This window comes from uncultured Psychrobacter sp. (genome assembly GCF_947500265.1).
Taxonomy (GTDB): domain Bacteria; phylum Pseudomonadota; class Gammaproteobacteria; order Pseudomonadales; family Moraxellaceae; genus Psychrobacter.
In genome coordinates, this window is the sequence record NZ_CANMRN010000001.1 from 445,393 (window position 1) to 469,886 (window position 24,494).

16 protein-coding genes, 1 tRNA gene and 1 riboswitch are annotated in these 24,494 nt (G+C 43.6%); of the genes, 9 read left to right on the forward strand and 8 right to left on the reverse strand.

The features are described 5' to 3' along the window. Positions 1-205: 205 nt before the first annotated feature. From Q0788_RS01865 to Q0788_RS01880, 4 genes are all read left to right on the forward strand, one after another. Positions 206-1,690, forward strand: coding sequence for an MFS transporter (locus Q0788_RS01865; protein ID WP_298807483.1), 1,485 nt, complete (start codon positions 206-208; stop codon positions 1,688-1,690). A 201-nt stretch (positions 1,691-1,891) separates the two neighbouring features. Then, a complete protein-coding gene (locus Q0788_RS01870; RefSeq protein ID WP_298807485.1) occupies positions 1,892-2,122 on the forward strand; it encodes a hypothetical protein in 231 nt (76 codons plus the stop codon). Between the two features lie 208 nt (positions 2,123-2,330). Continuing rightward, positions 2,331-4,658: a TonB-dependent receptor gene (locus tag Q0788_RS01875; RefSeq protein WP_298807486.1), complete on the forward strand. Its 2,328-nt coding sequence runs from the start codon at positions 2,331-2,333 to the stop codon at positions 4,656-4,658. 191 nt (positions 4,659-4,849) lie between these two features. Next, positions 4,850-5,017, forward strand: a riboswitch (yybP-ykoY riboswitch). Next, the gene (locus Q0788_RS01880; RefSeq protein WP_298807487.1) at positions 4,989-5,600 is read left to right on the forward strand and encodes a manganese efflux pump MntP family protein; all 612 of its coding nucleotides are present in this window, start codon (positions 4,989-4,991) and stop codon (positions 5,598-5,600) included. Its footprint overlaps the riboswitch before it by 29 nt. A 339-nt stretch (positions 5,601-5,939) precedes the next feature. On the opposite strand, the gene Q0788_RS01885 is transcribed toward Q0788_RS01880, so the two are convergent. From Q0788_RS01885 to Q0788_RS01915, 7 genes are all read right to left on the reverse strand, one after another. Further along, a tRNA-Ile gene (locus Q0788_RS01885) sits at positions 5,940-6,016 on the reverse strand. 95 nt (positions 6,017-6,111) lie between these two features. Then, a complete protein-coding gene (locus Q0788_RS01890) occupies positions 6,112-6,924 on the reverse strand; it encodes a pteridine reductase (protein ID WP_298807489.1) in 813 nt (270 codons plus the stop codon). 37 nt (positions 6,925-6,961) lie between these two features. Further along, entirely contained in the window at positions 6,962-8,143 is a 1,182-nt protein-coding gene (locus Q0788_RS01895) for a tRNA nucleotidyltransferase (protein WP_298807491.1), read from the reverse strand. A gap of 307 nt (positions 8,144-8,450) precedes the next feature. After that, positions 8,451-10,772, reverse strand: a complete 2,322-nt coding sequence (locus Q0788_RS01900; protein WP_298807492.1) for an NADP-dependent malic enzyme — start codon at positions 10,770-10,772, stop codon at positions 8,451-8,453. Positions 10,773-11,138: 366 nt separating this feature from the next. Then, a complete protein-coding gene (locus Q0788_RS01905; protein WP_298807493.1) occupies positions 11,139-12,605 on the reverse strand; it encodes a protein adenylyltransferase SelO family protein in 1,467 nt (488 codons plus the stop codon). Between the two features lie 335 nt (positions 12,606-12,940). Beyond that, positions 12,941-14,119 carry a fatty acid desaturase gene (locus Q0788_RS01910; protein ID WP_298807669.1) on the reverse strand — a complete coding sequence of 393 codons (1,179 nt, stop codon included), beginning with the start codon at positions 14,117-14,119 and terminating at the stop codon, positions 12,941-12,943. 471 nt (positions 14,120-14,590) lie between these two features. Continuing rightward, positions 14,591-15,319 (reverse strand): glycerophosphodiester phosphodiesterase, encoded by a 729-nt coding sequence (locus tag Q0788_RS01915; protein WP_298807494.1) that lies wholly within the window; start codon positions 15,317-15,319, stop codon positions 14,591-14,593. Between the two features lie 330 nt (positions 15,320-15,649). Here Q0788_RS01915 and Q0788_RS01920 point away from each other — a divergent pair, with 330 nt between their 5' ends. Further along, a complete protein-coding gene (locus Q0788_RS01920) occupies positions 15,650-16,588 on the forward strand; it encodes a hypothetical protein (RefSeq protein ID WP_298807495.1) in 939 nt (312 codons plus the stop codon). Positions 16,589-16,728: 140 nt separating this feature from the next. Here the strand turns inward: Q0788_RS01920 and Q0788_RS01925 are convergent, their stop codons facing one another. Further along, positions 16,729-17,325 carry a cob(I)yrinic acid a,c-diamide adenosyltransferase gene (locus Q0788_RS01925; RefSeq protein ID WP_298807496.1) on the reverse strand — a complete coding sequence of 199 codons (597 nt, stop codon included), beginning with the start codon at positions 17,323-17,325 and terminating at the stop codon, positions 16,729-16,731. Between the two features lie 232 nt (positions 17,326-17,557). Between Q0788_RS01925 and cysS the strand changes: the two genes are divergently transcribed. From cysS to glmM, 4 genes are all read left to right on the forward strand, one after another. Continuing rightward, the gene (gene cysS, locus Q0788_RS01930; protein WP_298807497.1) at positions 17,558-19,018 is read left to right on the forward strand and encodes a cysteine--tRNA ligase; all 1,461 of its coding nucleotides are present in this window, start codon (positions 17,558-17,560) and stop codon (positions 19,016-19,018) included. Between the two features lie 152 nt (positions 19,019-19,170). Then, positions 19,171-21,156 (forward strand): mechanosensitive ion channel family protein, encoded by a 1,986-nt coding sequence (locus tag Q0788_RS01935; protein ID WP_298807498.1) that lies wholly within the window; start codon positions 19,171-19,173, stop codon positions 21,154-21,156. 277 nt (positions 21,157-21,433) lie between these two features. Next, the gene (gene guaB, locus Q0788_RS01940) at positions 21,434-22,906 is read left to right on the forward strand and encodes an IMP dehydrogenase (RefSeq protein ID WP_057760534.1); all 1,473 of its coding nucleotides are present in this window, start codon (positions 21,434-21,436) and stop codon (positions 22,904-22,906) included. A 212-nt stretch (positions 22,907-23,118) separates the two neighbouring features. Further along, the gene (glmM, locus tag Q0788_RS01945; protein ID WP_298807500.1) at positions 23,119-24,486 is read left to right on the forward strand and encodes a phosphoglucosamine mutase; all 1,368 of its coding nucleotides are present in this window, start codon (positions 23,119-23,121) and stop codon (positions 24,484-24,486) included. The last annotated feature ends 8 nt before the right edge of the window (positions 24,487-24,494 follow it).

Below are 24,494 nucleotides of genomic sequence, written 5' to 3' on the forward strand. Positions count from 1 at the left end.
CATGTCTGCAAGCATTGAATTTGAATAGCCGACAATTTTGACTTCATTCAGCAGAGGCTTATCTAACCTTATTTGATCAGTATTTTGATAAGAATAATGATGCTAAGTTTCAGCGAGATTGGATGACGTGCTCGGCAGGCTAGCAAAATAATAACTAGGAGCAAGTCATGCCGACCATCACTCAATTTTATGGTGCCACTGCTTAATGAGCAATGCCCCTATAAATAAGGCATCTACAACTGAGTCGCCTATAAGCGAAGTCTCTCAGAGTAGTAGTGATGGCTTGAGCAACAAACAAGTACAGCAGGTATTACTGACACTATTACTCGGCGGTACGGTCGTCAGCTTTAGTAATAGTGCACTTAATCCAGCGATTCCTGTCTTTATGTCGGTGTTTGATGTCGATATTGTGATGGGCGGCTGGGTGCTAAATGCTTATGTATTGGCCATGAGTGTGGGGCTGATGCTCAGCGGCTACCTAAACAAAAAATTTCCTTTTAGATATATTTATTTAGCGGCAATTTTTGGGTTTATGCTAGGCTCAGTCATTGGCATGCTAGCCTATAGTATGAGCTTTGTTATCATTGCTAGAGCCATACAAGGGCTGAGTGGCGGTCTGATTATTCCACTATCTATTGGCATGCTATATCAGATTTATCCGCAGCAGCAGCATGGCAGAGTAATGGCGCTATGGGGCATCGTTATTATGATGTCGTTGGCGTTTGGCCCTTTGGTCGGTGCTTACTTGGTTGAGCAGTTTGCATGGTGGACACTGTTTGCCATTACCTTGCCACTCAGTGCAGTAGTCATGGCGATGGCGTGGCGATTGATACCTGACATACGCTCACATGATAAAAAAAGCCCTTTCGATACCATTGGGTTTATCAGCTTACTCATTTGGCTATTGACCATGATGGTGTGGCTCAGCACGCTGAAAATAGATTTTACTAGTGGATTATTCAGCAGTGAGGGCTTATTAAAGATAGCCACGTTGGGTTTGTTGTCTGTCGGATTTTTACTGTTCGCGATGGTTTGGTGGGCTTATGAGCGGCAGCAGAAATATCCATCATTAAACGTGCGCCTGTTCCGTAATAAAACCTATTTGCACAGTAATATCATTAGCATTACTCAAACAGTCGGTTTGATGTTGTGTCTCTTGCTATTGCCCGTGTTAATCCAAGATGTGATGGGTGAGAGTGCGTTATGGACAGGCATTGTCCTGATGGTCGCGACGCTCGTAGCCAGTGTCACCACCCATTACGCTGGCAAGATGGTAGATAAGCAAGGTGCCAGAGGGATTGGCATCATAGGAATTACGATTAGTGCGCTGTCTACCTTGATGCTGGCATGGTGCTTGTATCAGCCCACACTTTGGCTATTAATGCTAATTATGAGTGTGCGAGGTATCGGGGTAGGCTTGGCTTACCTGCCAACCACAACGGTAGGGTTTAGCAGCTTACCCAAAGACGAGGTCACTGAGGGAGCCGCCCTTAATAACATCAGTCGGCGCATTATCTCTACCATATTTATCACGCTATCCACCCTTTATATAGACAGTCGAGGTGCGCAGTTATTAGTAGCAGGTAGTAGTGACAGCACGGCGAGCGCCATCCAAGAAATACTGGTGATCATCGCGATGATTTTATTATTCACGATTCCTTCAGCGTGCAAATTACCACGATCCCCATAAACGAATACCCCGTATCGGGGTTTACTTTAACTTATCAAGACGGAAATATCATCGATTTTTGGCACCAGACATTAATCGCCACAGAACAGTGGGCATCATTGATCAATCGTGCTTTTCACCTACTGGCTAAAAGTAAGTTGGGTTGCCCTGTATTTGCGCAGGGTATCAGCGCTGTGACTACGTTCAAGAGCAACCAAGCACATGGTCAAGATAGCGCCCGATATTGCCTATCGCCTCGGTGAGCAGACGACGACGATTCGTTCAAGCGACATCGCCATTATGGATAATGACGGCGTATTTATATTATCTGTTGATGTAGCACAGCAGCTATTATCAGATTGTCAAAAGAAGCATAAAGAAGATGAGGTAAAGTTTCAGCGGTTTCTTGAGGTCTATCGTAATAACGAGCTAGATAAACTATTCAGTGATTAATGAAATTATCAGAGTTCAAATAGTCAACCATATCTGAAAACAGTACAAATAAACGCTTACTACCAAAGTGTAAATACATATATAAATAAAAACGATTATCATTTACAATATGATTCACAAAGTTAGTACACACAGTATTATTAGCTAAATATTACTCATACCACTGTTTATTTATCCAACTAAGTGAAATAACCTAAGTGAAATAATTATGAAAAGCCATCATCAAATTGCTCTATCTGTTCTTACCCTCTGTATTAGTCAGCAATTATATGCACAAAACAATATCAATGAAACGGATGCCTTATTAGATGCGCAGACATCAGCGGAAATGGCTTCAAGTACTGTGTCTAACGAGACGCCTAATGTGACTTTAGACACTATCAATGTCACGGCCAAAGCCAGAACGGGCACGGCGCTGGCACAAAAAATTAGTGAGATGCCGGCAGTTACTCAAGTAATTACTGAAAATGAGATTCAGATGCAGGCAACGGGTGACCGTACTACTGGTGATATCTTGGCACAGTTGATACCGAGCTTGGGTGCCAGTAGTGGCTCTACCAGTAACTATGGTACGACCATGCACGGACGTCCTGTACAGTTCTTGTTGAATGGTGTGCCTTTAAGCAGCTCACGCAGTCTTTCACGCGAGCTAAATAGTATCGATCCTGCGCAGCTTGAGCGGGTAGAGGTACTCTCAGGTGCCACCAGTATTTACGGTGCTGGTGCAGCAGGTGGCCTGATTAACCTTGTGACCAAATCTTTGGTAGGTTATGGCCCTATCAGACAGACTAGAGTCGGTGTCAGTAGCAGTCGTGGTTTTGAGTCAGACTCATTGGGTTATCATGTAGGACAAACCTTAGGATATGGCGGCGAGCGAGTGTATGGTCGATTAGATGTTGATTATGATAATAAAGGCGGCAAGTTTGATAGCAAAGGCGACCGAGTTAGTCCTGATGTCAATCAAACGGATCAACAAGATACCGAGTCACTAAGTGTGAATGGTAGCTTAGGTGTAGAGCTAACGGATACCCAACGTCTTGATCTCGCAGCGACTTACTATAAAGATGAGCAAAACACCGACTACGGCCCAGACTACGGTGATGGTTTAGCTGTGTTATATGGTGCCAGCCCATCTTTAGTAGCCATTGATGGCGCCAACGTAGAAAACCAGCCTTATACCGAAAAAAGCTCGGTAAATTTAAATTACAGTGATGATGACTTCGTAGGCTCAGGTTCTAGCGTAAGCTTGACTGGTTACTACAGAAACGAAAAGGGCCGTTTTTACCCTTCCGTTAAAGCTGTAACAGAGCAAGATGATTATGTTTATTATGCAAATGGCAATCCATATTTTATCACTCAGTCAGAAGCAGAAATTGATGTCATGGGTCTGCGTGCCGCTATGCAAACAGAAACTGAACTTGCTGGTAAAAATACATTATTTAGCTACGGCGCTGATTTTGAACGTGAAAACAGCGAGCAAACCTACAATGGACAAGACTTTACGACATTTTATGTTAGCAATGGCTTAACGGCTAAAACAAACGGTCTTACCTATAATGCTGGACCAGATACCACCATTGATAAATTGGGGGCGTTTATCAATGCAGATGTGGATTTGACTGATAAGTGGCATACCAGTGCTGGCGTACGTTATCAAAAGCTGACATCGGATACCGATGCCTTTGTACCGGTCTACGAACAAATGATGGAAGAGTATTACGCTAATGATTCTACAAATAATTATGAAGCAGGAACGGTAGAAGCAGGCAGTACCGACCATGACAAAGTACTCTTTAATCTTGGTACCAGCTATCAGATAACACCGAAAGATCAATTGTTTGCCAATTTTTCACAAGGTCTTGACACCGCAGATATACAGCGAGCTTTACGTGATGTGCGTGCTGGCTTCGTGGTTAATTCAGACAATGTTCAACCGATTGCAACCAATAACTACGAGTTTGGTTGGCAAGGAAAACACGGCGATACAGCGGCACGCTTAAGCGGTTTTTATAACGAATCAGATAAAGTAGTGCGCTTTACAGACAACTATACCGTAGAAGTTGTCGATACCGATGAGCGTGTCTATGGGGTAGAAGGGTCGCTTAGTCATGATATCAGTGACAAGTGGCAAGTAGGCGGCAGTGTGGCGTATACCCGCGGTCAGTACGATAAGGATGGTGATTGGCTGGAGCTCGATGCAGTACGTCTAACACCGCTAAAAGGTACGGCATTTGCTCAGTATAACTTCGATGAAGGCAGCAATATTCGTTTGCAAGCACTGGCAATCGGCGGTGATGATAAAGCCTTTAAAGACCAACAACAAGACCCTGACTCTAGTGCCTTACCTGTCACTGGTTATATGACCCTTGATGTATTAGGTCAAGTGAATATGCCAGTCGGCCGAGTAGACTATGGCGTTTATAACCTGCTTAATAAGGACTATCTAACGGTCTATCATCAAACTACATTTGGTGACTTGAACCGCTTACCTGCATCAGGCACGACTTATGGCTTAAGCTATACCGTCGATTACTAAAAAGCGCCACGCATTAAAAAACCCTTCAGGCTATGTAAATTTAGCGTGAAGGGTTTTTTTATGTTCATAACTCTCTAAAGAATTCATCTGCTCCAAGAGTATTTGCTAGCGTTTCCAACTTTACGCTTTATCAGGTGCAAAAATTATTTTTTGGCATTTTATGATTGACTTATATCGTATCAATGCTAATCTAACCTCTCTTTGGGGAGTAGCCTGCTTTCGTACTGCGAAAGCGTTCGTATCAACATACTTGGCCACATGCCATGGTGCGAACACCTCTCGGTTGGCGAGACCATCGATATATCTACACTGCAGGTCGGGGGTGTGGCTATGTCGTGGACTCTATACTCGACCAGAGAAAATCACATGAATCCTATCGCACTTCTATTACTTGCGCTTTCTATGTCTACGGATGCCTTTTCCGTGGCAATCAGTAAAGGCGCAAGTCTTAAAAACCCTCGTTTTATTGAAGCTTTCAGAATGGGTGTTATTTTTGGCACCATTGAAGCGATCACGCCTATTATTGGTTGGTTAATTGGTCACTCTGCCACAACCTTTATAAATGCGTCTTTTATTGAGGCGTGGGACCACTGGGTCGCGTTTGTCATACTTTTTGCGCTCGGTCTGCACATGCTATATGAGGGACTGAAACCAAGTGATGAAACGGCAGAAGCGCCGTCGAGACATTCTTTTTTCAAACTTGCTTTGACTGCATTTGGTACCAGCATCGATGCCATGGCTGTCGGTGTGAGCCTAGCATTTGTAAAGGTCAATATTTTACTGGCGGCAGGTCTTATTGGCTTGGCCACTACAGTAATGGTCACGCTAGGGGTGATGTTAGGAAAGGTGTTAGGTTCATTAATCGGTCATAGAGCTGAAATATTTGGTGGTATGATGCTAATTGCCATCGGTGCATGGATTTTATTAAGCCATCTTCAATGATTATATAAAAACTGTCTACTACGAACAGATAGTCATTACGTGTATAAATTTATTACTGACTTGTAGAGGCAAAGCACTTGTTTATCTAAGAAAAGCCTATCTATATTAATAGTTAGGCTTTTTGGGTCTAAAACTAGCACATTACGCTGTAACGGCTCGCAAGAAGTCTGAAAAACACAGCACTACAAAACTATCAATAATTATCCGCTGTCAGCGAAGAGGCTTGAATAAAGTGCCTATATCTATGCTTATACACATGGTTGTTATTTACTAAGAAAACAGCAGACAATAAAAAAGACCTCCAATCTCTTGAAGGTCTTTTTTATTAAAACTTAAATTTGGTGGGCCCAGTAGGACTTGAACCTACGACCAAAGGATTATGAGTCCTCTGCTCTAACCAACTGAGCTATGGGCCCTAACGTTAGACGCACAATGATACCTGATTTTTTTAATTTTTCAAGCAAAAGATAGGCAGTAATCAAGATATTTTTTATTGAGTAAGATTCTCGTATTACAGGTGACCACCAGCTATGGTTAGACTACGGCCTCCATCCACGGTGATGATCTCTCCTGTGACATAATTTGCCTGCACAAGATACAGTACGCTATGAGCAATCTCATCAGGTCGGCCTATTCGCTGCATAGGAATAGCATCGATGATACTTTTCTGTTGCTCGTTATCAATAGCTTGGTCACTAGTAGGGTCAGGTAAAATGTTGACCCCAGGAGCAACTCCGTTGACCCGTACTTCTGGTGCCATCTCTAGTGCTAGCGACTGTACCATCATTCGATGCGCAGCCTTTGCCATGTTATAGACAGTATAGTTGTTAAACGGTCTATCATGCGCATGTATGTCCAACAAACTGATAATGCAGCCTTGTTGTTGCTTAAGATAAGGTAGTAGGGCTTGGCTTAGTAATAAAGGGGCTTTTGCGTTGGTCAAAAGCAACTCATCCCACTGTGCATGATTGATACTACCGAGTGGGCTAGGATAAAACCGTGAGGCATTATGCACCAGTACATCAAGCTGTCCAAACGCCTCTATAATACTTCCAACAAAGCTGTCTAAAGCTGTTTTATCATTAACTATTGTCAAGTCAGCAACGATAACTTTTGCACTATTAGCACGGATGTCGTTCAGATGGTCAGCTAAATCATTAGCGTCTCGTTCACTACGGTGACAATGAATAATGACGCGGTAACCTTGCCTATGAGCCGCTTTAACAATAGCCGCCCCAATGCGCCTAGCACTACCTGTGACAAGCATCACTGGCGTTTGGTTATTTATATTTTCTGTTTGGTAGGCATTAGTTTCTTGGTTCATAGCAATACTACTTTTTTCTCTAAGGTGCTTGTCTATATCATTGTTGCGCTTGCAAGTGTTTAATCCTGCTTTGGCGTAAGGCTGAACCAATGGCGGGGCCTTTAAGGTCTGGCGCAATGTCGGTCATACCGATGGCGTGAAAGCTGTTTAGTGCTAGCATCATTTGGCGATGCTGTGTTGCTAGCTGTAATACATGACTGCACACTAGCAGCTGAGAGAGCTTGTCAGGCTCCTTATGCGCACCGCAGGCTTGGATTAGATCGATTTTTTCAGCCGCAGTTAGACTGTTTATTGTGCTTAGTTTTTCAGCTTGCTGAGCGAATAAAGTCGCGAATTGAGTATGTGCTTTTGGGACTTTGGCTTTATTACCGATAGCGTTAATATTTTTTATAGCGGTTGATACGGTAGACGTAGACTCAGAGTTTTCGCTATTAAATAATGATGAAGACAGGCTAGTCATTAGTAGCGCCCAACGCTGTGACAAGTTTAGACGCATTTGGCCTGCAAAATATAATGCTGTCTGCGCTGTTTCTCTTATTTGGATATTGTCCCAAGCATGATGCAATGGCGCGAAATACTCTATGAGCGCACCAATTTCAAACAGTTTTTGCCAATAGACTTGCGGTGATAGTTGCATAGTTGCACGGCTCGATTCTTGCCAAATACGTTCGGCGCTTAAATGAGCCAGCTCTCCTGTATCAACCAATTGACGCATCAGCGTTAAAGTGTCATCCGCGATGGTGAACCCCAAATCGTAGTAACGGCTATAGAAACGCACTGTGCGAAGTACACGTAATGGGTCTTCGCTAAAAGCACTGGACACATGACGTAATGTCTTGCTTTCTAAGTCTTGTAGGCCGCCATAGTAGTCGATGACCTGTCCGTCAATAGGGGTGTCGTCAGTTAAGCTGGTAACTTCAATTGCCATCGCGTTGATGGTTAAATCACGACGGCGCAAATCATCCTCTAGACTAACATCAGGGCTGGCATGTACGCTAAAACCTTTGTAGCCTGAGCCTTGCTTACGTTCTGTGCGTGCTAGGGCATATTCTTCGTGACTGGTCGGGTGCAAAAACACCGGAAAATCAGCACCGACTTGTTGAAACCCTGCGTCAATCATCTCTGCCACGGTAGCACCAACGACGACGAAGTCTTTATCTTTGATCGGACGTTTCAGGAGTCGATCACGTACCGCGCCGCCCACAAGGTAAATCTGCATAAAAGCCTCTATTTATTTAGCAAAATGTTACTGTACTTATTATTGCTGTGCTTATCACCACTGTACTTATCAACATATCATCTGCTCAATTTTTCTATAGTGAAAGAAATCTAAAATTGCTACAAGGCAGCCGACTACAGATTGTAAAAGTAGTTCTCCAACGATATATCAAAAAAAACAGCCAATGCTTTATAGGTCGCATTGACTGTTTTTAGTATAGCAGACGGGCTTTGTTAATGGATAACAGCGCCTGCCTTAATCACGCATTGTTACTGAATACGAGATATCATTGATTACTAAGCTTCGACTACTGAGCTTCGTTTTCTAAATCTTGAGCTTCAGTGACGGTCAATGCAGTCATGTTGACGATACCACGTGCTGTCGCTGATGGCGTCAAAATGTGGACTGGCTTATTGGTACCTAATAGGATAGGGCCAATAGAAGCACTACCAGTGGCTGTCTTCAGCAGGTTGAAAGCGATGTTTGATGCATCAAGCGTTGGCAAAATAAGTAAGTTCGCTGCGCCTTTTAATGGGCTTGATGGCATATCGTTTAGACGAATATTTTCGTTAAGCGCGGCATCACCTTGCATTTCGCCTTCAAACTCAAAGTCGACATTCATATTGGTTAATAGTTCATGAACCTTACGCATTTTGACAGCGCTGGCACGATCTGAAGCACCAAAGTTAGAATGAGACACTAGCGCCACGCGTGGCGTAATACCAAAGCGACGTAGCTGATCCGTTGCCAAGACAGTCATTTCAGCCAATTGCTCAGCTGTTGGGTCTTCATGGACATAAGTATCAGCGATAAAGATATTACGATCTTGCATGAGTACTGCATTCATCGCATAGAAATCATTCATACCTTGTTTTTTGCCAATGACGCTTTCAACGTATTTTAGATGCAATTGGTAATGGCCAAAGGTACCGCATACCATGCCATCTGCCGCACCATTTTCAACCAGCAAAGAACCAATCAAAGTCGTCTTACGGCGAACATCACGGCGCGCAAGCTCGATGCTTACACCGCGGCGTTTGTTTTTCTCATAGTAGCCCTGCCAGTAGTCTTTGTAGCGAGGATCGTCATCAACGTTGACGATGGTAATATTTTCGCCAGCTTTTAAACGTAGGCCTAGCTTTTTGATATTGGCTTCGATAACTGAAGGACGACCAACCAAGATAGGTTGTGCTAACTTCTCATCAACGACGACTTGCACAGCGAGCAAGATGTTGTTGTCTTCACCTTCACAGTACACGATACGTTTTGGATCGGCTTTAGCACGAGCAAAGATTGGCTTCATGACAAACGCGGAGTTATAAACAAACTCAGACAGACGCTGACGATAGGCTTGCATGTCATCGATCGGTAGCGTGGCAACGCCTGAATCCATCGCTGCTTTGGCAACAGCAGATGCGATTTCAATGATTAGATTTGGCTCTAGAGGGCCTGGGATTAAGTAGTCACGACCAAAACTCTGCATCTTTTCGATGTTTCTAGCGCTGGTAGTTGGAGTGGCTTCAACGTGTGCCATCGCAGCGATTGCTTTTACGCAAGCGACTTTCATCTCTTCATTAACAGTGGTCGCACCAACATCCAATGCACCGCGGAAGATATATGGGAAGCATAGCGCGTTGTTTACTTGGTTTGGATAGTCTGAACGACCAGTTGCCATGATGACGTCTGGACGTACGGCATGTGCCAATTCTGGCATGATTTCAGGAGTAGGGTTGGCAAGTGCAAAGACGATAGGGTCTTTTGCCATACGGCGAACCATATCTTCTGATAGTGTACCTGGCATTGATAGGCCTAGGAACATATCGACATCGTCCATAACTTCTTCGATAGAAGTAGCCGTGATATCACGAGCATAACGCTGTTTGGTTTCGTCTAGGTTTTCACGGCTAGTACTGATGATACCGCGTGAGTCTGAAACAATAATGTTGTTCTTATTAACGCCAAGTGCGCAAATAATATCTAGGCAAGAAATGGCTGCTGCGCCTGCGCCTGAACAGACAATTTTAATCTCTTCGATTTTTTTGCCAGTAATCAACAAAGCATTTAGCATGGCTGCAGCAACGATGATTGACGTACCATGTTGGTCATCATGGAACACAGGAATGTTCATGCGCTCACGTAGTACGCGTTCAATTTTGAAACATTCTGGTGCTTTGATGTCTTCTAGGTTGATACCACCAAAAGTAGGCTCAAGTGAGGCAACCGCTTCGATGAACTTATCTGGATCGTTTTGAGCAATTTCAATATCAAAAACGTCGATACCTGCGAACTTCTTAAATAGAACGCCTTTGCCTTCCATGACTGGCTTCGATGCCAATGGACCGATATTACCCAGACCCAATACAGCAGTACCATTAGTGATAACACCAACTAGGTTATTACGTGCCGTGTATTTAGACGCAAGTTTTGGATCTCTTTGGATCTCAAGACAAGGTACAGCAACGCCTGGAGAGTAGGCGAGTGCTAAATCACGTTGGTTGGCTAGCTGCTTAGTAGGGGTTACCGAAATTTTACCTGGGCGTGGAAACTCATGGTAATGTAAGGCAGCTTGTTCAAACTGCTCTTTTTCTGTACTGAGGTTATCCGTATTCGAAGTGGTATCGTCATTCATAATAATTGCCATGGTTGGAATAAATTGAAATAAATTAAATGGTGATAAAAAACAACGTCTAACCCTCCAAAGATCATTGAATGATAATAATTGAAAGGTATAAAGACGTTAAACGACTCACGACCATCAGAATCATGGTCGACGATCAAAGATCAGGTCAAAAAAGCAAACTAGCTAAAATATTCATTCTAGCATTATTGCCAATTCACTGCCTAGTCAACAACGGTGAATTGTGCGAATAATATAATAAAATGATATTCGTTATTTATCTCATTGATAATGCCAAAAAACGCAGTTAGATATCAACCTTAATTTCATAATGTTTCAAAATATTACAGAATTGAAAGATGCTAAGACTAGCAACTACTAAGAAGAGCAGCTAATAGGCATCTGCGGTGTATCAGGCGCAGGCGCACTGCTATCTAAATCATTAGCGATATCTTGCACACTATAAGGGTTGGCTAATAAACGAAACACTCGATCAACCTCTTCAAACTGACCTTGCTCTGCGGCAGTAATTGCACGCTGCGCCATGCTATTACGAAGAACATAAACAGGATTGTTGGTTGTCATGTCGTTAACTGCCTGCTCAAGTAGCAGCTGCTCGATCTGTGCCAGATAACGTGCTGACCAGTCTTGCCATACTTGCTGCGCATCACCGCTTAATTCAGTGGTAATGGTATCCAGTAGCTTTTGCTCATAAGGATGATCTGCTGGTGCGACCAAACCGAGTAGGGCGCGGAAGCTATTGGTGTAGTCGAGCAAGTTGTCTTCTAATAGCGTCAACCATTCAAAGGCCAAGCTGAGACTCTCTCTTTGATGCGGTAGGCCAAGCTTACGGCACAGACCTTGCTGATAGTGCTGCATAAAGGTTGCTTCGTAAGGCGCTAGGCAGTCAGATAGAGTCTCACGAGTAACGCCTTCTAGGCGCATAAAGTGTGGCAGCCAAACGTTTAGGTTCCAGTGCCCGATAGCAGGCTGATTCTGATAAGCGTAGCGACCCGTATGGTCTGAGTGATTATTGATCCATGCAGGATTAAAGCGCTCCATAAAGCCAAACGGCCCGAAGTCCAAAGTACTGCCTGTGATAGATAAGTTATCTGTGTTCATCACACCATGAGCAAAACCAATCAATTGCCAATCAGCAATCATACGAGCCGTACGCTCAACCACTGCGGTTAAGAAAGCTAAGACAGGCGTTTCGCTATCGCGGCACTCTGGATAGTAGGTGTCAATCATATAGTCAGTGAACTCACCCAGTACATCAGGGGCAAAGCTGGCAATCCATTCGACATGACCGAGACGAATATGACTGTCTGCCACACGCATCAACGCTGCACCTGCTTCGATACGCTCACGGCGCACTCTCGTATCAGATACCACAAACCCCAAAGCGTTAGATGAGGGGATGCCAAGCTGGGTCAATGCATGACCGCACAGGTATTCGCGAATAGTACTACGTAAGACTGCGCGTCCATCACCCATACGTGAATAGGGCGTCAAACCAGCACCTTTGAGATGCAAGTCTTGTGGCTGTCCATCAATATCGAGTACCTGCGCCATAAGCAAACCGCGTCCGTCACCCAATTGCCCAGCCCATTGTCCAAACTGGTGACCAGCATAGGCCATAGATAGTGGTTTGAAATCAGCTGGCACGTATTGACCGCCCAATATCTCAACCCAATTGGTCATCAGGTCCTCGTCGTTTGCCCAGCCTAACTGCTGTGCAACTTGAGTGTTGAAGTGACCGACACGAGGATTGTCTAGTGGCGTCGGTGGCTGCTCATGATAAAGGCGCGTGTCTAGGTTGACGTAAGTGTTTTGATAACGCATACAGGCCGTTTCCATTAAAATATAAAAGTGAGAATGTCACTATAGCATAGCTCTCATATGGCATCGTTGCACTCTGTCCGTCTCTTGTAATATCTGGACAAAAAATAAATTTTTCGGTCTTTAATTAACTGAATATGATGGATGAGATGGTTATTGTTTTTGGATTAGAGAAAGCAATGGTTCAGCCAATGTATTTGACCATTTATTATGATAATAAAATCATTAGAAGTAGCTGTAATGACATAATCGATAAAGTATAAGCAAAAAAATCCCCCTATCTAGGACGGGTAGGGGGATGGAGAAGCTTCAAAATTATAAAATAAATCAGAGGTTAATTAAGCCGCTTTTTCGTTCGCGCCAATAGAGCGGAAAGCAGTTTTTAGATTGCTGTTATGCTCAAGGATTTTCTGTTCAATTTTCGCATAATCATGCTTTAGCTTATCATCAACTTCACGTAAGCGATCAGCACATTCTATTTTTTTCATTTCAATAGTTTGAGCTTTCAGTGATTGCCATTCTTCGACAGTTTGTTTAAATGCATCGTATTCAAACTTAATGCGGTCTTGGAAGCTCTTCATCGCATGAGGAAGATCAAGCCCAGTGCTTGTGGCTGTATCGATCTGCTGTTGTGCTGCTTTGAACTGCATTTGCACTTCGGCATGCTTGATAGTCGTATCATCAACAGTACGCAGCTCAGAAGTCAAACCAAGTTTTGATAAACCAGCAATTAACCATTTGGTTGGGTCATATTGCCACCATTTCACGCCATTACGATAGTCGTATTGGAAGAAGTGATGGTAGTTATGATAACCCTCACCCCACGTAAAGATAGCCAAGAAGAAGTTATCACGAGCACTATTGGTATCCGTATAAGGACGTGTACCAAACATGTGGCAGAACGAGTTGATAAAGAACGTAAAGTGATGCGTCAATACCAAACGTAGTAGGCCTGCGATAACCAACGTACCCCAAACATCACCAAGCAACCAACCGATAGCGGCAACCATACCGACGTTCATGGCAACTACCCATAGACCGTAGTATTTATGCTGAATCTGTAAGACTCTATCTTTAGTCAAATCAGGAATGTTTTTGTAGTCGAACTTGCCGCTAGGGTAGTTACGTAGCATCCAGCCAATATGACTGAACCAAAATCCACGCTGTGCTGAATACGGATCATCCAAACGATCATCTACATGACGATGGTGAGTACGGTGACCAGAAACCCAATCAAACGCAGAACCCTGTACCGCTAGGGTAGAACCAAGCAATAAAAAGTTTCTGACAATTGGATGCGCTTTATAAGCACGATGCGCCATTAGACGATGGTAACCTGCCGTAATACTGATACCAGTCCATACCATAAAGGCACCAAATACACCCCAAACAGGTGCGCTCACTTGATGAGTGAACAAGTACCATGGCGTAATGATAGCAGCAGCAATCGGCGTCGCTACCAAAATAGTCGCCGGAATCCAGTTGATCGGTGCTTTGGTAAATTCAAACTCGCGCATATCAATGCTTTGCTCTTGCGCAGAAAGATCCGCTTGCTCAGAAGCTTTAGCATAATTGCGTTTGGCAACAGGCTGCTCATCAAGCGCCATTTGCGCTTTTTTCTCATCAAAACGAGTTTTAAAACGCGTTACTTGAGTGCTCGCGGTCTTTACAAGCGTGTCACCAGATTTGATAGCGAAACGTAAGCCTTTAAGCGGTAAGCCAAGTGCTTTTTTTGCAATCATATAATATCCCTAACGGTATTAATTTAAGCCACCATAGTACCTTAAAAATCGTGTAAAGTGAACACTTATACACTATAAAAATATTGCTAAATAACAATAACTTGTATGGATTATAGAATGTATTGATCAAAAATACGAGTGACTTATCAGACATGAAGGAGAAGTGTAACAAGAAGGGTAGATATGTAGGAAAGAATGCGTTTATCAAAAAAATGATTAAATATCAAAAAAGTACGGATAACTCGGTTAAGGCAACAGCAAATGACTTGGAAAATCCGTAATGATGACATCGGTTTCCCATTTTATGAGCTGTTCAATGGTGGGAATATCATTGACCGTCCAAGCACTTACAGGCAATCCATAACGGTGGCTATGCTTGATGACAGCTTGGGTCAAAAGCGGATAATGAATGCCCAGTTGAATACAGCCGAGTTGCAATGCGGTATTGGTCGCGCTTGCCAACGCTTCTGGCGTACGAATGAGTAAGCCGCGAGGCATATGAGATAATAGTCTGTGACGTTGCAAACGGTTATGTAACTCGACATCGAAACTCGTCAATACAACTGGTAAGCTGGCAAAAGGTGTATCAATAAATGCCTGCCGAAGCGCTGCAATCAATACTGCATAGTTGGTACGGCTATGCGTCTTAATTTCTAGCTCAATAACGTTAAACCCACTAAGCGCAGGTGCCATGCTTGCGAGCGTCATAATGGGTTGACCAAACTGCAATTGGCATTGAATCTCAGTCAGTTTTAACTGGTCAATACGTGATTGCCGACCGCACATACGCTCTAGATCGTCATCGTGGAATACGATTAAGTGACCGTCAGCATTTAGCTGTATATCAAACTCTACGCCTGCTAAGCCTTTTGACTTAAGATTTTGAGAGTATTGAAAGCCTGAAAAGGTATTTTCTAACGCTTCACCGCGTGCGCCTCGATGACCTAACAACAACGTATCTCTAAAATTTATCATATGCACCAATTATCGATGATTTTTATGCCCAATCATATAGCGTCATATCAACGACGTCTAACAAAAACTGTGATGTAATCCGTACTTTTTTAAATATGACTTTTTAGAGTCCAAATCTGCGAATGTTTGTTATGTTTTTGCAACCAAACGCAGGTTTTTTCCACAATGAGGGGCACTATTTGTATATCCATGGGCTACACTAATGACCATTTGATTTAAACACCGTATAATGATGTGGTTTTCATATCTGTAGCAGCTAGCGTTGCATTTGAATGTTGAACACTGTCAGTCAGTGGCGGTACGAACCTGTAAATTGGGAGTAGAGTTAGTATGAGCGTAGCAAATATAAGTTTGAGCAAGTGGCATAAAGTTGCTGGGATTGGATTGGTATGTGGTTTGGCGCTTGCAGGCTGTGATCGCTCAGATAAAGAAGACACTACTGAGCAGGCAGAGCTAACAGAACAAGAGACTGTCGATGCTGAAAATAGCGTTGCGCCTGCGATCAGTTGTGATGATCCTATGGTGCAAGATCGCCTGAAGTCAGCTCTAAAGAATACGCTCAATCAACAAGCACAGTCATTGGCTGCCAACTATGCAAATGATGCTGAAATCAGTTTAGCAAATGGTGTGGTTAGCGAAAAAACCAATGGCGTTGTCATTGATGTCCAAAACGCTGCCATCTTGCAACAAGTCAATGAGAACGGCATGACCACTTGTCAAGCCAGTGTCAGCATGACGCTACCAAGTGAAGACTTGTATCAAGCCAGTCAGGTACAAGCGGCCAATAATCAGCCAAGCTTACAATCACGTTTAGCGCAAGACAATATCCGTATCAATAACAATATGCTCGTTGATGACGCTTTCACTTACATCGTCGGTACTCAAGGCGGTCAAGTGCGTACGCGTATTGCAGGTCAGCCTGCTTTGATTACTGTCGTTGCAGATGTGATGGCAGGTTCTGTATTTAAAACTGCAATGGATGAGCAACGTGCCCAACGTGCTGCTGAGCGCCGTGCAACACAGAACAACGATACGACTCAAACAGCCCCAATCCGTCAGCCAAGAACCGTAACGCCAGTTGAGCCAATTCGTCCAACTGAACCTACGCCGCCACCAACCATCAATAAGCCTGCTGAAAATCAGAGCAGTTCGACTGCAAACACTCAAGCAGCAGCTGCTGAGCCTAGTAAGCCCGCCACACCAAAAGCCGTACCTAAAGATGAAACCATCGATATGGTCATCATTGAAGACAACAGCGCGACTTATTAATTGGTCATTGTAGTAAGAGATAGTGATTTCTAGTAAGCCGAATTGCTATCGCTCAATAATAAAAACCCCGCAACAATTATGTCGCGGGGTTTTTAGTGTTTAAGTGTTTAAGCTATTTATTGTCAAATACTTAGTTTGTCTTATTGATTTTCAGTGAACGTTTTCAATGCTTGACTGTCCCACAACACCTCAGAGACTTTTTCTGGGTCTGTACAAAAGCGTGCAGCGACAAATAACCAATCAGATAAGCGATTGATAAAGCTGACAGCAGTACTTCGAATCGCTTGTGGACGCTGCTGTTGCAATATCACAGCTTGACGTTCAGCGCGGCGACACACACTACGCGCCACGTGTAATTGACTCACCAATATAGAACCTGTTGGCAAAACAAAGTCTTTTAACGGTGGCAATGTGGCATTCATCATATCTATTTGCTGCTCTAACCATTCAATATGAGTGGCATTAACTCCTTCATATTCTGGCATGGCAAGCTCGCCGCCTATATTGAATAACAAGTGCTGAATGATGACCAGGGCTTCAGAGAACTCTTTCTCTATAGATTGACCTTTATTATGCTTTAATTGCGCACGTACCAAGCCGATATGCGAGTTGAGCTCGTCGATGTCACCCATGACGCTAAATAGATCGTCCGCTTTACTAAGGCGGCTGCCATCAGCCATACCAGTGCTGCCGTCATCTCCAGTACGTGTGTATATTTTGCTTAAGCGATTGCCCATCTTTACATCCTTAACGGTTTTTATGATTGAATAGCGTTAGTTGCACGCTCATTGTAGTATTTTACGCCTGTTTTCGCTAAGATAATGGGTTACGTTTTATATCACGACGTTTTTTAGTCTGAATTTTTTATTTTCTGGATTTATAGTCACAGTCGTTGGTATGGCTTATTCATACACCGCGGCTGAGATTTCACATTTCTCTATTTTATTTACGTTACAAGGCTTTTTTACTATGACCACACCACTTGCAGATGCGATGTCCCAACTTGCCATTTACGATTCATTGACTGGCAGCAAGCGTCAGTTTGTACCACTCAAAGCAGGGCAGGTTGGTATGTATGTGTGCGGCATGACCGTTTATGACTATTGTCATATTGGTCATGCGCGAGTGATGGTCGGTTTTGATATGGCCGTTCGTTGGTTGACACGTTTGGGTTATGACGTGAACTACGTACGTAATATCACTGATATCGATGATAAAATCATTGCTCGTGCTGCTGAAAACGGTGAAGAGATTGGTACATTGACGCAGCGTTTTATTGAAGCGATGCATGAAGACGCGACTGCCCTTGGTTGCGAGATGCCAAATGCTGAGCCACGTGCGACTGATCATATCGATGACATGCAGGATATGATTAAGACGTTAGTCACTGGCAACTACGCGTATGCAGGCGACAACGGTGATGTCTACTATGCTGTTGATAGCTTTGACGGTTATGGCAAATTATCAAAGCGCAATCTGGACGATATGCAGGCAGGTTCGCGAGTCGAAGTTGAGAATGATAAGCGCAATCCATTTGACTTCGTACTATGGAAAGCAGCAAAACCTGACGAGCCACAGTGGGCATCACCATGGGGTCAAGGGCGTCCAGGCTGGCATATTGAATGTTCAGCGATGTCGACTAAGTGCTTAGGTAGTACTTTTGATATTCATGGCGGTGGTCATGACTTACAGTTCCCGCATCATGAAAACGAAATCGCGCAGTCTGAGGCAGCAACTGGTTGTGAGTATGCTCGTAACTGGATGCATGTTGGTTTTATCAATGTCGATGGCGAAAAAATGTCTAAATCATTGGGCAACTTTTTTACCATTCGCGATGTAATGGCAAAGTACTTACCTGAGACGGTGCGTTTTTTCTTATTATCGAGCCATTACCGCAGCCAAGTTAACTTCTCTGATAGCGCATTGGATGAAGCACATAATAGCCTAAGCAGACTATACAATGCACTAAAACTGGCTGAACAACAAAAAGGACAGTCAATCGTAATCAATGAAGACTTAGTGGCAGAAGCTTACAATAGCGCGGTTGGTCAAGACTTCATCAAGGCGATGAATGACGACTTTAATAGCTCGACGGCTATCAGCGTCTTATTCGGATTGGCTCGTGATATCAACAAAGCCATCAAAGCGGAAGACGTCGATACCGCATGGCAATTAGCCCAGCAACTAAAAGCATTGGCTCAGGTATTAAATATTTTACAGCAGCCAGTGCAGCAGTTTTTGCAAGCAGTGACTGGTGATCAGGCAGAAGATGGTTTAACGGATGCAGTTATTGATAATTTAATTATCGAACGTGCAGAGTCTAAAGCCAACAAAAACTTTGCCCGTGCTGATGAGATACGTGAGCAACTAAAAGAGGCGGGTATTGAGCTCGAAGATAGCCGTGCTGGCACGACATGGCGCCGCGCTTAAAATAATTTTTGCCGCTTATAAGGTAAATAGCTACAAATCTCGTAATAAATTAAGTCAGCTTTAGGCTGGCTTTTTTTTGCTTACTGAATTAGGTTAAAGCAGCAACGATATATTTTTATACTTTCCTTTTGTAGACTGATGGCTTTGAAAACATGAATACTCTTAAAAACAATCCTATGGACCATCATTGTGCCGTTTTGCGCTCAGATGATAATCATCAAGTAGATGTAGAGAAACATCGTTTTCAAAGCCATGTGCTGCAAGTATTGTTGGGCTTTTTGATTGTCGCTCTAAGTGTCATCTATACACCTGTTTACGCAGCAAATAGTGAGAGCGGGCAGAATGCGAGCGAGTCAGAAAAACAAACGCCTAGTAAGCCTGATAGTTTTACTGAATATGCGGCTCAGCAAGTCAATGCGCTTAAAGATGAAAGTGTCAGTATTTCTGGTATTACTGAAGAGATATTCGACCCTACTGAGCGTAACGCAGTGGAGCAGGCAGGCAGGTTACAAGGTGATACGGCACTGACCGGAGAATATAGTGAGAGCTACTATATACTCGATAAACTAAATGCAGGGTTGCCGCCGTTATCTGAGCCACCTAACTTGGAGACGCCGCTTGCAGCCTTAGAGTTTTTTCAATCAGCGTTAATGAAGCAGCAGTATGATTTGGCCGCTTACGCGCTAAACATGAATTTGATTGATGAGAAAAGCCAACGTAGCCGTGCGCTTGATCTCACAAAGCGATTGGATTTCTTATTGTCCGAAAAAGAGCTCTATGTATTCGACGATATGCCAGATCGCCCCGATGGCTTAATTGAACCACCGCTTGGTAATAATAGCAGTGTCATGGGTATTGCCAGACGTTCTATTCAGCTTGGCTATGTCGATTATCGCGAGCGCCGTGTTCCTATCTATTTGCAGCGAGTGCGGGTAGGGGATGAAGCCCCTGTCTGGGTGTTTTCGGCGCAGACAGTAGGTAATATTGATAATCTCTATGAGCAGTATCATCCAGCCGAGTTTGAGCGTTATTTGCCCACTTGGTTAAAGCTAAAGTTTTTTGGAATTGCGCTATGGGAGTTTTCAGCGCTGATATTGTTCTTTTTATTAACCATGGGTATGGGTTGGCTACTGAGTAAAGGTACTGCAAAAATCATCAATCATTATATCGATGAAGAAAAATACAGCATGTATGTTGGCAGTACCAACGGCGTCGCAGATTTGGTTAGCAAGCTGACAGTACCATTAACCTTTACCATCAGTTTTTCACTGGTTTTTACCTTGGTTTCTGGTGGTTTTCCTTATTTAGATGCAGTCGCCTCATCTATTCGTCCATTGATTTGGATTGGACTGGTATTTAGTACCATGTGGTTAGGCATTCGTATCATTAACTTTTTTGCCAATCGCTATCAAGACATGCAGATTGAAAATTTGGCTGCAGAGCATTTCGATAAAGAACGTCGCCGCCGTACTTATGTATCAATATTTCGCCGTGTGTTTATTTTCGCGATGATTTTGGGAAGCTTCTGGATAGGTCTTAGTGAATTTGCCAATATGGAAGGCCTTGGCAAAACTTTATTGACTTCAGCGGGTATTGCAGGTGTGGTTATCGGTATTGCGGCACAGCCAATATTAGGGAATATCATCGCTGGTGTACAGGTAGCAGTGACGCAGCCAGTGCGAATCGGCGATAGTGTGATAATGGACGGTAATTTTAGTACGGTTGAAGACCTGCGTTACACGTATGCCGTGTTAAAAACATGGGATGAGCGACGATTGATCGTGCCAATGCGTGAGCTAATCACTGAACGAGTGGAAAACTGGTCACATACGGAAGTTCATCAGACCTGTCCTGTGTTTTTATATATCGATTATGGCGCAGATATCGACGCTATCCGAGAAGAGTTTATATCGATGGTCAAGGACAATAAGCTTTGGGATAATAAAACAGAACCCGAAATGTATGTGGTTGATGTGACCGAAAATACTATTCAACTGCGCGGCGCTGTTTCATCGGTAGGGCCTATAGAAGCATGGACGCTAGCCTGTGAGATACGGGAGCAAATGCTTGGTTACCTGCATGCGCAGCAAAACAAGTATCTACCCACAGAGCGTTTTACGTTAACAAAAGGCGATTAGAGATTGGGAATAGCGATGAGCTTTGCGAACTTGATTAGCTTCAAAGGCGAGCTATTAATGGTTTAAGACATGACTGACATCGATAAAGACGCACTTGTGTAAAATAATCTGACAAATATAGTGTGTCAGTGAGGCGCTTATTTGTTATAATGTGGCGTTATTTTTATAGGATAACTGAGTGGTTGGCTATGAGTCGGCACTGTGCTTGCAGCTGCAATGATTGATACGCTTAACCCTGAGCTCCTACCCATCAAAATAACCACCACTAGGGGTCTGTATGTTGCGAATTGTCGATGAAGCCTTAACCTTTGATGACGTTTTATTATTACCAGCCTATTCTGAAGTTCTGCCAAAAACTGCTGATCTGTCTACTCGTTTGACCAAAAACATCACACTTAATCTTCCGCTAATCTCTGCGGCGATGGATACTGTGACTGAGTCTGAAATGGCTATCACTATGGCACAGCTTGGTGGCATGGGTATTTTGCATAAAAGCATGGATATCGAGAAGCAGGCCACACAAGTACGCCGTGTCAAAAAATTTGAAGCGGGTACCGTCGTTGATCCTATCACTGTGCATCCAGAGATGACGATCGGTGAATTGCTACGTTTGACTCAAGATAACAATATCTCAGGTGTGCCTGTGGTCGAAAAAGGCACAGATAACGTTGTAGGTATTGTTACTCATAGAGATTGGCGTTTTGAGACCAATTTGTCATTGCCAGTTAGCCAGATCATGACGCCTAAAGAGCAGCTAGTAACTGTACATGAAGGTGAAAGCAACGAGAATATCAAAAGATTGTTGCATGAGCATCGCATCGAAAAAGTCATCGTTATTGACGATAATTTCCGCCTGCGTGGTTTGATTACTGTTAATGATTTTGCCAAAGCTGAAAACAATCCAAATGCATGTAAAGACGAGCAAGGTCGCCTACGTGTTGGCGCAGCTGTTGGTACAGGCGCAGACACTCAAGCACGCGTCGAAGCATTAATCGCTGCTGATGTCGACGTTATCGTCGTTGATACTGCGCACGGTCACTCAAAAGGCGTGATCGACAAAGTCTCTTGGATCAAGAAAAACTACCCGCATGTACAAGTAATCGGTGGCAACATCGCAACAGGTGAGGCAGCAATCGCTTTACGTGACGCAGGTGCTGATGCAGTAAAAGTAGGTATCGGCCCTGGCTCTATCTGTACCACCCGTATTATCGCAGGTATCGGTGTTCCACAAATCTCAGCGATTGATAACGTTGCTAGTGCTTTAAAAGATAGCATTCCATTGATTGCTGATGGTGGTATTCGTTATTCAGGTGACATGGCAAAAGCAATCGCTGCTGGTGCATCATGCATCATGGTTGGTTCACTCATGGCTGGTACCGAAGAAGCACCAGGTGAAGTTGAGCTGTTCCAAGGTCGCTACTATAAAGCGTATCGCGGTATGGGTAGTTTAGGTGCAATGTCAGGATCAAACGGTTCTTCAGACCGCTACTTCCAAGATGCAAAAGACGGCGTAGAGAAGCTAGTACCAGAAGGTATCGAAGGCCGTGTTCCTTATAAAGGACCAGTTGCGGGTATTGTTAATCAGTTGGTTGGTGGCTTACGTTCATCAATGGGTTATACGGGCTCTGCCACGATTGAAGATATGCGTACCAATCCGCAGTTTATCAAAGTAACCTCAGCGGGTATGAAAGAGTCGCATGTGCATGATGTGCAAATCACTAAAGAAGCACCGAACTATCGAGTAAACTAGATCGTTCCGTGAAATACTTCTCTTTTATAGTTTTAAAATGTATTGATGTTAGCTGAGACGTAAGGCTGCAGCGAGCTTAAGATACAAACAGCCAACAATGCTCTGTTATTGTTGGCTGTTTTTTTTGTAAAATACAGAAACAGATTATTACAACAATAGCATTGCCTGCGTATACGTTTGGCCTTTTATTTTTTTGACTTGAGGAACACATAATGAGCTATTTTGGCACTGATGGAATTCGCGGAAAATTTGGTGAATTACCAATTACACCAGACTTTATTTTAAAACTAGGCTATGTCACCGGGCTTGTCCTCATAGAAAAAAATGAAAATCCTACGCGTAAGCCAAGTGTGGTGATTGGTAAAGATACGCGTCTGTCAGGCTATGTGATAGAGGGAGCATTACAAGCAGGTTTTAATGCGGCTGGTGTTGATGTTTATATGCTTGGTCCATTGCCGACTCCAGCGATTGCGCATTTGACCCGTAGTTTCAATGCAGATGCTGGCGTGGTTATCTCAGCCTCGCACAACCCTTATTACGATAATGGTATCAAGTTTTTCTCAGGTGACGGCAAAAAACTTACTGATGAGATGCAAACTGCAATCAATGATAAATTGACGGCAATTATGAACGACGTTGGTAATGACGTTGCTATGATGCCTATTCTTGATCCTGCAAATTTAGGTAAGAACAATCGTATTAATGATGCAAAAGGTCGCTATATTGAGTTTTGCAAAGGCAGCTTCCCTTATCAATATGACCTCAGTCATCTGACGGTAGTAGTGGATTGTGCCAATGGCGCAGGCTATAGCGTAGCACCTAGAGTGATGCGCGAGTTGGGGGCCAACGTGATTGCCATCAATAATACGCCAGACGGCATCAATATCAATGCTGAATGTGGTTCTACCCATCCTGAGAGCTTACAGAAGGCTGTGCTTGAGCATGACGCAGATGTTGGTATTGCGCTAGATGGTGATGGTGACCGTATCGTAATGGTTGATGAGACGGGTAAGCTAGTCGACGGCGACGGTATTTTATATGTGCTTGCTACCCAAGGTAAAACCAAAGCTGAAGGTGTTGTCGGCACACTCATGAGCAATATGGGGTTAGAGCTGGCGCTAAAAGATGCAGACATCCACTTTACCCGTGCAAAGGTGGGTGATCGCTATGTGATGCAGGACTTAGAAGCTAATGGTTGGATATTGGGCGGTGAGCCATCTGGTCATATTCTCTGCTTAGATAAAAGTCGCACAGGGGACGCTATCATTGCTGGTTTGCAAGTACTGGCAGTGATGCAAGCCAGAGAGCGTGCGTTAAGTGAACTTGTTGAAGGTTTTGAAGTGTTGCCGCAAAAGTTAGTCAATGTACGCTTATCTCAAATGCAAGACCCATTCAAACATGAGGAGCTGGTTGCTGCTTTTGATAAAGCACAGGCAACGCTAGAGGGTCGTGGTCGTCTATTGATACGTCAGTCAGGTACAGAGCCTATGATTCGCGTGATGGTAGAGTCAGATGATGAAATTGAATGCGATGTAATGGCTAATGACTTAGCTGATCTTATAAAATCAGTACTAGGCTAATACTATTT